This is a genomic window from Paenibacillus aceris (assembly GCF_017874035.1).
Lineage (GTDB): Bacteria > Bacillota > Bacilli > Paenibacillales > NBRC-103111 > Paenibacillus_E > Paenibacillus_E aceris.
Map to the genome: position 1 here is coordinate 246,086 of NZ_JAGGKV010000007.1, position 13,968 is coordinate 260,053.

Annotated in this window: 11 protein-coding genes and 1 riboswitch; of the genes, 9 read left to right on the forward strand and 2 right to left on the reverse strand. The window is 48.6% G+C overall.

Annotated elements, in window-relative coordinates:
* Positions 1–150: 150 nt before the first annotated feature.
* A complete protein-coding gene (locus tag J2Z65_RS15730) occupies positions 151–312 on the reverse strand; it encodes a hypothetical protein (RefSeq protein WP_167054597.1) in 162 nt (53 codons plus the stop codon).
* Positions 313–482: 170 nt separating this feature from the next.
* Between J2Z65_RS15730 and ilvA the strand changes: the two genes are divergently transcribed.
* From ilvA to J2Z65_RS15760, 6 genes are all read left to right on the forward strand, one after another.
* A complete protein-coding gene (ilvA, locus tag J2Z65_RS15735; RefSeq protein WP_167054595.1) occupies positions 483–1,739 on the forward strand; it encodes a threonine ammonia-lyase IlvA in 1,257 nt (418 codons plus the stop codon).
* Positions 1,740–1,811: 72 nt separating this feature from the next.
* A riboswitch (cyclic di-GMP riboswitch) is annotated at positions 1,812–1,900 on the forward strand.
* Positions 1,901–1,987: 87 nt separating this feature from the next.
* Entirely contained in the window at positions 1,988–3,508 is a 1,521-nt protein-coding gene (locus tag J2Z65_RS15740; protein ID WP_167054593.1) for a putative bifunctional diguanylate cyclase/phosphodiesterase, read from the forward strand.
* A gap of 275 nt (positions 3,509–3,783) precedes the next feature.
* Entirely contained in the window at positions 3,784–4,851 is a 1,068-nt protein-coding gene (locus J2Z65_RS15745) for a BMP family lipoprotein (protein ID WP_167054993.1), read from the forward strand.
* A 125-nt stretch (positions 4,852–4,976) separates the two neighbouring features.
* A complete protein-coding gene (locus tag J2Z65_RS15750) occupies positions 4,977–6,518 on the forward strand; it encodes an ABC transporter ATP-binding protein (protein ID WP_167054591.1) in 1,542 nt (513 codons plus the stop codon).
* Positions 6,511–7,590 (forward strand): ABC transporter permease, encoded by a 1,080-nt coding sequence (locus J2Z65_RS15755; protein WP_167054589.1) that lies wholly within the window; start codon positions 6,511–6,513, stop codon positions 7,588–7,590. Before J2Z65_RS15750 ends, J2Z65_RS15755 begins: the two co-directional genes overlap by 8 nt.
* 1 nt (position 7,591) lies before the next feature.
* Positions 7,592–8,575: an ABC transporter permease gene (locus J2Z65_RS15760; RefSeq protein WP_167054587.1), complete on the forward strand. Its 984-nt coding sequence runs from the start codon at positions 7,592–7,594 to the stop codon at positions 8,573–8,575.
* Positions 8,576–8,960: 385 nt separating this feature from the next.
* Here the strand turns inward: J2Z65_RS15760 and J2Z65_RS15765 are convergent, their stop codons facing one another.
* The gene (locus J2Z65_RS15765) at positions 8,961–9,830 is read right to left on the reverse strand and encodes an AraC family transcriptional regulator (RefSeq protein WP_167054991.1); all 870 of its coding nucleotides are present in this window, start codon (positions 9,828–9,830) and stop codon (positions 8,961–8,963) included.
* Positions 9,831–10,016: 186 nt separating this feature from the next.
* On the opposite strand from J2Z65_RS15765, the gene J2Z65_RS15770 reads away from it, so the two are divergent.
* Genes J2Z65_RS15770 through J2Z65_RS15780 form a run of 3 tightly spaced genes read left to right on the forward strand, consistent with a single transcriptional unit; the run spans position 10,017 to position 13,792 of the window.
* Complete coding sequence (locus J2Z65_RS15770) at positions 10,017–11,198, forward strand: galactokinase (RefSeq protein WP_167054585.1); 1,182 nt, start codon at positions 10,017–10,019, stop codon at positions 11,196–11,198.
* 1 nt (position 11,199) lies between these two features.
* Entirely contained in the window at positions 11,200–12,186 is a 987-nt protein-coding gene (gene galE / locus J2Z65_RS15775) for a UDP-glucose 4-epimerase GalE (RefSeq protein WP_167054583.1), read from the forward strand.
* 25 nt (positions 12,187–12,211) lie between these two features.
* The gene (locus tag J2Z65_RS15780) at positions 12,212–13,792 is read left to right on the forward strand and encodes a UDP-glucose--hexose-1-phosphate uridylyltransferase (protein ID WP_167054581.1); all 1,581 of its coding nucleotides are present in this window, start codon (positions 12,212–12,214) and stop codon (positions 13,790–13,792) included.
* Positions 13,793–13,968 lie beyond the last annotated feature (176 nt).

The following is a 13,968-nucleotide window of genomic DNA, read 5'->3' on the forward strand; positions in this document are numbered from 1 at the left end:
GAAATGAGCTGATTTCGGGGTTATAGAGGAACTACAGGATCGTAGATCCCACTGGTGCGAGATCCGCATAGTAATCATAGAAAAGAGGGCTATCTACAGGTCATTCCAGACCTTTTGAGATAGCCCCTTCTTCACGTGCTTATCAATGCTCTAGAGCATTGGGAATACATAATGAACTAAGAAATATAGAACACCAAAGATGATAACGATGTAAGCCGCATACTTAATGAAGGTGGAAGCTACTAGGCTGGAATCTGATTTTTTCTCCACATGGCGTTCTTCAATTTCATAATTACGTGGCTGAGTCGACATGGCAATCACTCCTTTAAAGGTATCTTGATCATTAATACCCTCCTGAGTTTGGAGTGAATCAGAGCAATTTTAGAATGTTCCAATAATATTTTCTTACAGGCGCTCTCCAGTATGCTACAATAATCTTTAAAATTTATTAAGCATTTGGTGAGAAAGGAAGTAAGAGAATAATGGTTGTTTCCGGAAAAGTAGGTTTGGAAGATATTATTAGGGCCAATCATGTGCTCAGCAAGGTGATCGAACCATCGCCTCTGCAACGCAATGAGCTGCTCTCTACCTTGTATGAATGTAACGTTTATTTGAAACGTGAAGATATGCAAGTCGTACGGTCTTTTAAAATTCGCGGAGCGTACAATGTGATCCAAAGCTTGACGCCGGAGGAACGCGAAGCGGGTGTCGTGTGCGCCAGTGCCGGCAATCATGCGCAGGGCGTGGCTTATTCCTGTAAACAGTTAGGGATTGAAGGCAAAATCTTCATGCCGACGACAACGCCAAGACAAAAAATCTCGCAGGTGAAATTATTTGGCGGAGCTTTCGTAGAAGTGATTCTGACTGGGGATTCGTTCGATGACTCCTCCAATCATGCCAAAGCGTATTGCGCGAAAGAGAATAAAGTGTTCATTCATCCATTTGACGATATCCGCACGATTGCCGGACAAGGCACCGTCGGCTTGGAAATTATGAATCAAATGTCCGATACGCCGGACTATATCTTCGCGACCATCGGTGGCGGCGGTTTAGTAGCGGGTGTGGCGACTTATGTGGACAGCGTTTCTCCGCGCACGCGAATTATTGGCGTTGAGCCGGAAGGCGCCGCCAGTATGCAGGAGTCGCTGAAGCAGGGCAAAGTCGTAACGCTGTCTACGATTGAGAAGTTTGTAGACGGTGCAGCAGTGAAGCAGGTGGGCGAGCTTACCTTTGATATTTGCAAAGAAAAGCTGGACGATATCGTTATTATCCCTTCGGGCAAAGAGTGTACGACGATCCTGGAGCTTTACAATAACAATGCAATTGTTATCGAGCCCGCTGGTGCGCTGCCTGTTGCGGCGCTTGATGCATATCGGGATCAAATCCGCGGCAAGAACGTAGTTTGCATCATTAGCGGCGGCAATAATGACATTGACCGGATGCAGCAAATCAAAGAAAGATCACTCGTGTACGAGGGCTTGAAGCACTATTTTATTCTCAATTTCCCGCAGCGCGCAGGTTCCTTGCGTGAATTTCTGGAAGAAGTCCTGGGCCCGACGGACGATATTACCCGGTTTGAGTACACAAAGAAAAACAACCGGGACGATGCCCCGGCCCTAGTGGGGATTGAGCTTAAAAATAAAGACGATTATGAGGGACTTATTGATCGGTTGTCCCGGAAGGACTATGGTTACATCGAAATCAATAAGGATCCAAAACTATTTAATTTGCTCATTTAAGTATGAATAGCCAGACAGGAAACAACTGTGATATAGTTAATTAGTCCTGATTTTTAACGTTTTTAACCTGAATATCGCTAAAGGCAAACTTATCGAAAGGTAAGGACGCAAAGCTCCGGGTCTAAGGTTGCCTCCGCAACGATGACGGCTGGGCTGCCGACAGGATGCAATTTACCGATACAGGTGCGCCTACGGCTATTCCGATTTGGAATAGCCTTTTTTCATTACCGGAATGGAGGTTCCCCCCAATGAGAAGCTTTTTTATAAAGTGGATTCAACGGACCAAAGCGCAGGAGCTCCGCTATTTTGGCTTACTGGGCTTCTTTCTGCTGACAGCCAATCTACTTGCCGCTGCTTCTTTCAAATTTACCCCTAAGCTTCTACTATTCATGCTTTTTCAAGCGCTAATCTGCTTCTTTTTTGCCATCTGTATCCGTCAACTGAGACTAATCGGCATCGAGCATGAAGAGAAGAGTAAGGAGCTGGCCTACCTAGCCTACCACGATACATTAACGGGATTGCCTAACCGCCGATTGTTCGAGGACCGATTGAAGCGGGTGCTTCTCCATGCTCAGCGCAATGACCAGCTTGCGGCCGTTGTCTTTTTGGATATGGACAGGTTCAAGGAGGTCAATGACTCTATGGGTCACGCCTTCGGGGATCGTCTCATTCGTTTGGCTGCCGAGAGATTGATAGGTTGTTTGCGAGGTTCTGACACGGTCTATCGGCAGGGAGGCGATGAGTTTATCATTCTGCTTGAATCTTTTACGAGACCTGAAGATGTGAGAGTAGTAGCCACACGCATTCAATCGGTTTTGGAGGAGCCTTTTATGCTGGATGGGAAGCCTGTCATGATCACCGCCAGTATGGGAATTGCGCTTTATCCGCTGGACGGTACACAACCCGAGCATCTTTTGCAGCGTGCGGATGAGGCGATGTATGAGGCCAAAGGCCAGGAGAATAACCGGTTTCAATTCTATGCGTCACATATCGATGCTATGGTGAAGAGTAAAGCTCATATGGAAAGCGAGCTTCGTTTGGCTTTAGAGCAAGATCAAATTGAGTTGCTCTATCAGCCGCAATATGAAATCACTGGCCGTAAGCTCATCGGGATGGAGGTCAGCCTTCATTGGGAGAAAGGGAGCAAGCAGCTGCGAACCCTTATGGATTGGCGGAAAGCAGCAGAGGAATTAGGTCTTATGGTGCCGATCGGCAATTGGGCAATTGGGACAGCTTGCAGACAGATGAGAGCCTGGCAGGACGCAGGCCATGAGCCGCTTAGAATGACGATTGCGATTACGGCTTCACAATTTAAAAGTGAGTATTTCGCAGGAGAAATTGCTGATATCTTGCAAGAAACCGGGATTAATTCCGCGCAGGTCGAGCTGGACCTTACAGAGAGCATTACGTCGTCGAATGTGCAAGAAGCAAGTAAGAAGCTGATGATGCTGAAGGAGCTTGGCGTGCGCATCGCCATGGATGACTTGTGTACGGGACTATTTACACGAAGCGGAATGGAAGGCGTGCCGTTTGACAGCGTGAAACTGGACAGTACGTTGATTAGGGATTTAGTCGATGACGAAGAAAATCAACTGCTTGCAGCTGCCATTGTTCGAATGGCTCACCGCTTAGGATTAACGCTAATTGCGAAAGGTGTCGAAACAGAGGAGCAGTTCGAGTATCTGAAGTTTCTGCAATGTACAGAGGTGCAAGGACAACTATTTAGCAACCCGATGCGACCTGATCAATTCCTGACATTAATGGCCTGAAAATTTAGAAATAGGCTATCTAGATTTTATTGACCGGTGGTAGTATAATAAATAATTGGGGCTTAAAACCTATATTGTAGGGGTTTACAAAAAGGCCGTGTTAACTTGTTTAACATCACGAATTATGTTCAATTGCCGTGTCGATTGCTTTTAAGTTCATGTTCAAAGTGATACACTCGGTCTAAAGTCAGATATACATAATTTAACTAGTTCTGGTCAACCTAGAATGTGGGATTTAAGGAACAATTTTAAATTATCTTTTGGGGGTAGAAATGATGAAAAAAGTACTCACAACAGCACTAATGGCTGTCACTGTTTCCGCGTTGGCTTTAACTGGTTGCGCCAAAAAAGAAGAAACAAAACCGGCGGCATCCGCATCTCCAGCTGCAAGTAGCGCGGCATCCGCAGCACCTGGCAACAACAGCGGCAAAGATTTCAAAATCGGCATGGTAACAGATATTGGCGGCGTAAACGATAAATCCTTTAACCAAAGCGCATGGGAAGGCTTACAGCAGTTGAAAAAGCAAACCGGCGCAAACGTGAAGAACTTGGAAAGTAAAAGCGATGCTGACTACACGCCTAACTTGAACCAATTCGTTAAAGACGGTTACAACTTGACATGGGGTATCGGTTTCTTGATGGGCGATGCGCTTAAAACGGTTGCAACACAAAACCCGAATGCTAAATTAGCGATTATTGATAACGTTGTTGAAGCTCCAAACGTAGAATCCGTTACATTCTCCGAGCAAGAAGGTTCTTACCTCGTGGGCGTGGTTGCAGGTCTTACGACGAAAACCAACAAAATCGGTTTCGTTGGCGGTATCGACATCCCGGTTATCAAACGTTTTGAGGCTGGTTTCGTAGCCGGCGTGAAAGCTGTTAACCCTAACGCAACGATTAAAATTAACTATACAGGCGCTTTCGACAAGCCTGACCTTGGTAAAGCAGCAGCAGCAACGATCTACAACGATGGCGCTGATATCATTTTCCATGCAGCAGGTTCCACAGGTAACGGTGTGTTCAACGAAGCAAAAGACCGTGCGAAAAACGGTAAAAAGGTTTGGGTTATCGGTGTAGATAAAGACCAATCCCTTGAGTTCGGCGATGAAGTGACACTGACTTCCATGTTGAAACGTGTTGACAACGCAGTTGCTCGTGTTTCCAAAGACGTTATCGACAACAAATTCCAAGGCGGTAAAAATGTAACGCTTGGTCTTAAAGATGACGGTGTAGGTCTTCCTGAGACTTCCAAGAAAAACGTAACAGCCGATATCTTGAAAAAAGTGGATGAGTACAAAGCAAAAATCATCAGCGGCGAAATCAAAGTTCCTGAAAAACCATAAGAAGCGTATAATAGGCATAGCGGTTACGAACGATAGGTTTACTCCTGTTCAAACAAGGCTAGTTATAATAACTAGCCTTGTTCTTAGTTTAAAGGTAATAAAAAATTGATCCTTAGGGTGATCTGATGAGTGAAGTAGTCCCTGTTGTTGAACTTAGCAACATTACGAAGCGGTTTCCGGGTATTGTAGCGAATGATGCCATCAGCTTGAAGCTGATGAAGGGTGAAATCCATGCCCTGCTGGGCGAGAACGGTGCGGGTAAATCCACACTGATGAATATTTTGTTCGGGCTTTATCAGCCAGACGAAGGGTTTATTAAAGTACAAGGCAAGGAAGTTTTTATCGATAGCCCCAATCGTGCGATCGAGCTGGGTATCGGGATGGTGCATCAGCATTTCAAGCTAGTTCAGCCGTTTACGGTAACGGAAAACATTATTTTGGGCATGGAGCCTAAAAAAGGGCTGAATGTCGACATTAAAACAGCACAAGACAAAGTGCGCAAGCTATCCGAGCAATATGGGCTGCGCGTTGATCCAAAAGCAAGAATCGAAGATATTTCCGTCGGTATGCAGCAGCGTGTTGAAATATTGAAAACGCTGTATCGTGGCGCCGATATTCTCATTTTTGATGAACCTACAGCCGTACTAACGCCGCAAGAAATCAGTGAATTGATGGTCATTATGCGCAATCTGGTGAAAGAGGGCAAATCCATCATTCTCATTACACATAAGCTGAAAGAAATTATGGAGATTGCTGATACCGTGACGATTATTCGCCGCGGCAAAGTAATTGATTCCATCGCAAGCGCGGAAGCGAACCCGCAGATTTTGGCGGAGAAGATGGTCGGGCGCGACGTCTCTTTTAAGGTTGATAAAAAGGAAGTGAACCTTGGGGAGCCTGTTCTCCAAGTTAAGAATTTGGTTGTGCGCAATCAACAAGGGCTAGCTGCTTTGAAAGAGCTTAATTTCGAGGTGAAAGCCGGAGAAATACTGGGCATCGCCGGTGTCGACGGCAATGGACAGAGTGAATTGATCGAGGCATTAACGGGACTGCGGTCCGTTGACAGCGGACAAGTATTGCTGACGGGAAGCGATATCACGAACCAGACGCCGAGAGAGATCTCAGAGGCGGGTTTGTCTCATATTCCGGAGGACAGGCATAAACACGGACTTGTACTCGATTTCTCCATGAGTGAAAACATGGTGTTGGAAACGTATTTCCACCCTGCCTATAACAAAGCGGGCTTTCTCAATTATGAAGCGATAGACCGCCATGCGGAAGCGCTCATTAAGCAGTTTGACGTAAGAACGCCAAGCATTTATAACAAAGCCCGTTCTTTGTCAGGAGGCAACCAACAAAAAGCAATTGTTGCCAGGGAAATACACAAGAATCCAAATCTGTTAATTGCCGCTCAACCAACGCGCGGGTTGGATGTCGGAGCTATTGAATTCGTACACAGGCAGCTGATTGAGCAGCGGAACAAGGGCAAGGCCGTTCTGCTGATTTCTTTTGAGTTGGATGAAATTATGAATGTGTCGGATCGCATTGCGGTTATCTACGAAGGACAGATTGTGGGAGAAGTGCTGCCGCAAGAGACGAACGATCAAGAGATCGGACTCCTCATGGCCGGCAGTAAGCGCACGGGGAAAGGAGCCGCTCATGAATAAGGTTGTTCGTGTTTTAACAAGTGAATCAGCGGTGAATCCCATCGTGGCGATTGTGCTCGGGCTATTATTCGGAGCGCTCGTCATGCTGGCAGGCGGCTACAATCCGATTGCTGCTTATGGTGCGTTATTTGCCCGTGTTTTCGGGAATTCGTATGACATCGGGGAAGCGATTCGCGCGATTACTCCTCTGATTTTGACGGGCTTATCTGTCGCTTTTGCATTCCGGACGGGCTTGTTTAATATCGGAGCTGAAGGGCAGTTCGTCATGGGTATGACCGGGGCAACCTTTATCGGCGTCAAAGTGACGGGGCTTCCATGGATTATTCATGCACCGTTAGCCGTTATCGTCGGGGCTCTTATTGGCGGGCTCTGGGGAGCGATCGCTGGTTATTTAAAAGCCAAACGCGGGGTTAACGAGGTTATTACAACGATCATGCTTAACTGGATCGCGTTATTCCTGTCGAACTATATCGTGAATACATTCCTGCTGGAGCCGAAGCAGCAGCGTTCTTACATGATTCAGGACTCGGCTTCACTAAGTATCACTTGGTTGTCAGACCTTATGAATCATGCCAGGATCCACTGGGGGACCGTGATTGCCATCCTTGCAGCGGTAGCGTTTTATGTGATTTTATGGAAAACCAAGCAGGGCTACGAACTGCGTGCCGTTGGCCATAATATGGATGCTGCGAAGTATGCGGGCATGAACGTGAATCGAAACATTATTAAAGCAATGTTTATCTCGGGTATTTTTGCCGGGCTTGGCGGCGTATTTGAAATTCTTGGCGTGTTCCACTATCAAGTCGTAGCCGCGGCATCGCCTGGATATGGATTTGATGGCATCGCCGTGTCCTTGTTAGGTGCGAACAATCCGCTCGGGATTGTCCTCGGAGCCGCGCTGTTCGGCGGTTTATCCTACGGATCAGCGGGAATGAGCTTTGGTGCCGATGTGCCGCCGGAGATTATCCGTATCGTCATCGGTTCGGTCATCTTCTTTGTGGCCACACAAGGGATTGTCAAATGGGTGCTCATCCCGTTCTATAGCAAACGCAAGAAAGAGAGGGCGTCGTAACATGGACCTGCTCACAATGCTCAACGCGTTTTTCACGAAATTCAGTGAACTTATCAACACAACACTCGTATACTCGACAGCGCTGATCTTCGGAGCTATTGCCGGTATTTTCTCGGAGCGTTCCGGTGTAGTCAACATTGGGATTGAGGGTCTTATGGTATCGGGAGCTTTTGCATCCGCCGTTGGCGCCTATTATGCGGAAGAGGCGAATATGGGCGTTTGGTCTCCTTGGATTGGATTGCTGACAGCTATGTTGTTTGCGCTGATTTTCGCTCTTATTCATGCGGTAGCGACAATAACCTTTAAGGCCAATCAAGTGATCAGCGGTGTGGTTATCAACTTCTTGGCTGCAGGCGTGACGCTGTTTCTGGTTAAAGTGCTGTTCAACGGCGCGGGTCAAACCGAAACGTTAAACGATGTGTTTTCCAAATGGGAATTTCCGCTTTTGTCGAAAATCCCGTATATCGGATATGCGTTCTTCACGGCCTATCCAACGACATATATTGCGCTAATTCTCGTGGCTGTTACGTATTACGTACTGTTCAAAACCCCATTCGGTCTGCGTCTGCGTTCCGTAGGCGAGCATCCGAGTGCGGCGGATACCGTTGGGATTAAAGTCAAGCGCATACGTTATATCGCTGTACTGATCAGTGGTCTGCTGGGCGGGCTTGGCGGCGCGACGATTACGCTGACGACAACAAGCGCCTTCTCGCATAACACCATTTCAGGCCAAGGATTTATCGCGATGGCTGCGATGATCTTCGGCAAATGGCATCCGTTTGGCGCCCTGGGCGCTGCCGTCTTCTTCGGTATGGCGCAGGCGCTCAACAACTTCATGCGGTTGTTCGATTTCTCGAAGAACATTCCACAAGAGTTCCTCTACATGCTGCCTTACGTACTGACGATTTTAGTACTAGCAGGCGCAGTAGGCCGAGCTAAAGCACCGTCAGCACTCGGTGAGCCTTACGATCCGGGCAAGCGTTAAGAGCCAGAAGTTAAAGATAGAAAATGAAAATGCACCACTTTGGGAGTAGTAGCTCCTGAGGTGGTGTTTTTGTCTTTATTTCGCAAGTAGTATCTGGAAGATTGCCTAACCTCGGCGAAGACGAGATTGCCTCTATGCGGAAAAACATCAGTGGCTTGCTCGATACTTCTCGGAGATCATCGGCAAAATATCGGAAGTCATCTCCCATACTGCCGCATCCTCCGAAGAACTGACCGCGATCGCGAACTAGTCGACGAAATCGTCTGAACACATCACGCTTGCCGTTAAGCAAGTGATCGAAGCTTGCGGAGCAGACCAGCCGGTTTAAGCTGAAATAATAAGAAGGGCTGCATAGGATCAATCATGATCTTGATGCAGCCCTTTATTATAGCGATTTGATTTGATTGCGATACTCGCTCGGCGAGACGCCGTATAAGCGGCGGAATTGTTTGGAGAAATATAGCGGATCATAAAAACCGACAGACGATGCGATTTGTTCAATCGTCAGCTCCAACCGCTCGCGCAGCAGTTGGCGCGCTTTATCCACTCGCAGCTTGAGCAGGAACGTTACAGGGGTCATCTTGGTATGCCGTTTGAATATGCGCGATAGGTAGGCGCGGTTATAGCCCAAGCTCTCCGCCATCATTTCGATGGTAATCGGCTCGGCGTATTGCGTGGACAGGTAATGGATCGCTTGCTGCACAACACGGTCGCTTTCGGCTTCAGCGACGAAACCTGCCGCCCCCGAGGCGGATAAAACTTCGCAATACTCGCCCAGCAGTTGGTACAGGTACCCAATCGACCGCAGCTGAGCGTTGGATTTTCTGGCGCGTAAAGCTTGCTGGATATGGCGGAAAAGAACCGGGATATGCCGATTACGGGTTGTGTGAATAATAGGCTGTAAAGGATTAACGCCTGTAGACGCAATCAGCTCCGAAGCCTGCTCGCCCGTAAAGGCAATCCAGCAGTAATGCCACGGATCGTGCTCATCCGAAACATAGCTGATCAGCTGTTCAGGTTTGATGACGAAGCTTTCTCCGGCTCCAAGCTCGTAGTCCTCTCCTTGCGAGGAGAAGACACCTTTTCCCGAAATGACGTAGTGGATCAGGTAGTAATCATATACTTTGGGACCCAGCCGATGGACAGGCTTCGTTTGGCTCTCTCCGGCAAAAAGCACGGTCAAAGCGCCTTCCCTGGAGGGCAATGGATTGGAAACGACGTAGTAGCTTTCCTTCTTAGGCGTCACTTGTCTCAGCTCCTATCGAGAAGTCTGTTGACTCTTTCCAATGTACCATATTTGACGTTCAGGAACCAAACGTGAGATCACATTTTTCCATGTGGAAATTACATGCCTCCATAGCCAATCACACGTTCTTCTCTTATACTGAAGTTACAAACTTGCTCCTACAGCAATCCAAAAAATACTAAAGGCGGTGCCAGAATGGCAGACTTGCAAGCTTTGAAGGACACGTTTATTGAAATTTACGGGGAATCCGCAGCGCCAATCTCAGCGTTTCATGCTCCAGGCCGGGTTAACCTGATCGGCGAGCACACGGATTACAACGGAGGTTATGTATTCCCTGCGGCGTTAACGTTCGGAACGACTCTTCTTATCCGTCCAAGACAAGACCGTGTCATTGGATTTGCATCGACCAACCTGGCGCTTCGCAAACAAATTTCCATAGATGACTTGTCCTACCAAGAAGAAGATAACTGGATCAACTATCCGAAAGGAATCTTCGTGCATTTGGCCAAAGAAGGCTTTCCGGTTACGCGCGGCTACGATCTATTGTTCCACGGTGAAATTCCGAACGGTGCCGGACTTTCGTCCTCCGCTTCCATCGAGGTTGTTACGGCATTCGCCTTAGAGACATTAGAAAAATATCCGGTTGATACCGTGAAAATTGCCTTGCTGGCGCAAAAAACAGAGAACCAATTCGTTGGTGTGAATTGTGGAATCATGGACCAATTCGCAGTAGCTAATGGCAAAAAGGATCACGCGATCCTGCTCATGTGCGACACGCTGGAATATCGCCATGTGCCGTTCCAAAGCGGCAGCTACAAGCTGGTGATCGGAAACACCAACAAACGCAGAGGTCTCGTCGACTCCGCTTACAATGAGAGAAGAAGCCAATGTGAGCAAGCCGTTGCTTATCTGCAAAAGCAATTCCCTGCTATCACACTGCTAGGTCAATTGAACCTTGATCAGTTCAACGAATATAAGCATCTGATTCCAGACGAAACGGTTCGCCGCAGAGCGCAGCACGTTATAGAAGAAATCGATCGTGTCCTCAAGTCGATTGAAGTTCTGGAAAAAAATGATCTTGAAGCTTTCGGCAAGCTGATGATTGGTTCCCACGACTCCCTGCGTGATCTCTATGAAGTAACCGGCATAGAGCTGGATACGATGGTTGCGGCAGCATTAAAAGTTCCGGGTGTACTTGGGGCGCGCATGACAGGAGCAGGCTTCGGCGGATGTACGGTTTCTTTGGTTCATGAGGACAGCGTGCAAACATTTATCGATCAAGTCGGCAAAGAATATACAGAACAAACAGGTTTAACACCGAGCTTCTATGTATGTGATATCGGGAATGGTGTCGAACAGGTCGGGGAGGCGTTGTAAAATGGCGATACTAGTAACGGGCGGAGCCGGCTATATCGGTTCGCATGCAGTAGCTGAGCTGCTGGAAAAAGAGGAAGAAGTTGTTATTGTCGATAATTTGCAGCAAGGACACAGAGATGCTGTGTTAGGCGGCAAGCTGTATGTCGGCGATCTGCGTGACGGTGAGTTTTTGGATACTGTTTTTTCAGAAAATAGCATTGATGCAATCATCCATTTTGCGGCGAATTCGCTTGTTGGCGAGAGTATGACGAATCCAGCCAAATACTATCACAATAACGTGTACGGAACACTTTGCCTGCTAGAGAAGATGAATCAATACGGCGTGAAAAATATCGTGTTCTCGTCGACAGCGGCGACCTACGGCGAGCCTGAGAATATTCCGATCCTGGAAAGCGACCGTACTTTGCCTACGAATACGTATGGTGAGACGAAGCTGGCGATGGAGAAAATGATGAAATGGTTCGACACGGCTCACGGCATCAAATATGTATCGCTTCGTTACTTTAATGCGGCTGGCGCGCATGCCGGCGGCAAAATCGGCGAGGATCACAGCCCGGAGACGCACCTCATTCCAATCATTCTGCAAGTAGCTCTTGGACAAAGAGCGCATATCTCCATCTACGGAGACGACTATGCAACTGAAGATGGCACTTGCGTACGCGACTACATTCATGTCAGCGATTTGGCCAGCGCCCATGTGCTTGCAGTAGAGAAGCTGCGCGGCGGAGCTGAAAGCAATATTTATAACCTAGGTAACGGCACTGGTTTCTCGGTTAAGCAAGTGATTGATATCGCCCGCAAAGTAACGGGGCATGCGATTCCAGCAGTAATCGAACCGCGCAGAGCGGGTGACCCTGCAACGTTGATTGCCTCCTCCGAGCGTGCAAGAACGGAACTGGGTTGGAAGCCGAGCCGCGATTCCTTGGAATCCATCATTGAAAGCGCATGGAACTGGCACCAAAATAACCCGAGCGGTTACGCCGAGTAGGCTTGTTTAGAAAGGAAAGTGGCACATGGAACGGACAGCTAAAGCAACGCAATTTGCAGCATTGACCATAGAAAGGCTCCTTCAGTTTGCGCAGCAAAATGAATTGATTGAGCAGTTGGATGTCTATACTTCACGAAATGCTTTGCTTGATTTATTCGGTCTTGCCGAGCCTTATGCAGGAGAAGTGCCGGCTGAGAAGTTAAGCAGCCCTGTTGGCCTCCTTGAAGAGCTGCTGGACGCGGCTTACGAAGCAGGCCTTCTGGAAGAGAATACAACGACGTATCGCGATTTGCTGGACGCACGGATTATGGGGCTGCTCATGCCGCGTCCTTCCGAGGTAGTGAATCAGTTCTGGAGCATGGCTAAGACCACCGGGGTCGAGGCGGCAACGAATTATTTCTACAAACAATCCATTGATTCGAACTACATCCGGATGGATCGTATTCAGAAGAATGAATATTGGCTGGCGGGCACCGCATACGGCGATCTTGAAATCACGATCAATCTCTCGAAACCTGAGAAGGATCCGAAGGAAATCGCCCTGCTCAAAACGCTGCCGCAAAGCAGCTATCCCGCATGTCTGCTTTGCGCAGACAATTTAGGCTATGCTGGCCGTGTAAATCACCCGGCAAGGCAAAATCTGCGGTTCATTCCACTAGAGCTGGATAACGAGAAATGGTACTTCCAGTACTCTCCTTACGTGTATTACAACGAGCACAGTATTATTTTCCACGAGAAACATATTCCGATGAAAACAACGGCGAGTACGTTCTACCGTTTGCTTGATTTCATCGATCAATTCCCGCACTACTTCATCGGGTCCAATGCGGATCTGCCAATCGTGGGAGGTTCTATTCTGAACCATGATCACTTCCAGGGCGGACGTCATCAATTCCCGATGGAAAAAGCGCCCGGCGAGAAAACGTTTGTTCACGCTGAGTTTGCCGGCGTGAAGGCTGCCATCGTGAAGTGGCCGATGTCCGTAGTCCGCTTAAGCGGCCACAACAAGCAGCTTCTGTATAAGCTCGCGAGCAAGCTGCTCGACGACTGGCGCGCATACAGCGATGCGGAAGCGGACGTCCTCGCCTTCAGCGAGAAGGACGGACAGCGTATCCCGCATAACACGATTACCCCGATCGCCCGCAACAATGCGCGGGGCGAGTACGAGCTTGACCTGGTGCTGCGGAATAACCGTACCAGCGAAGAGCATCCGGATGGCATTTTCCATCCGCACCAGCACTTGCACCACATCAAGAAGGAGAACATCGGCTTGATTGAGGTCATGGGGCTGGCGGTACTGCCAGGCCGACTGCAAGAGGAGCTGGCGGATATCGCCAAGATCCTCACGGGCGAAGCCGACTTCGGCAGCGCGATCCGCGAAGAGGCCGGTCATCCGCTGCATAAGCATGCGGCATGGATCGAAGCGATGCTCGCGAAGCACGGCGCTGCGCTGACGGCTGACGGCGCGAAGGCGGTGCTGCAGGCGGAGGTCGGCGGCAAGTTCATGGACGTGCTGCTCGACGCGGGCGTGTTCAAGCGTGACGAAGCCGGGCAAGCGGCGTTCGGACGGTTTTTGGAAGCTGCGGGCTTTGCGCAGCAGCAGTAAGATGGGAGCCCCTTGGTCTTTGACCGGGGGCTCTTTTGTGCGTTGATAAGAAATTATAAGTTTTTCACTTTTGCTTCGCATCAACCTTGGCAAACGCGGACGTCCCAAAAGGACGATGAAGTCGTTTATCCATGGTATGTTCGGGTTTCCTCACATTAACGAGTCAATTGCTGGGG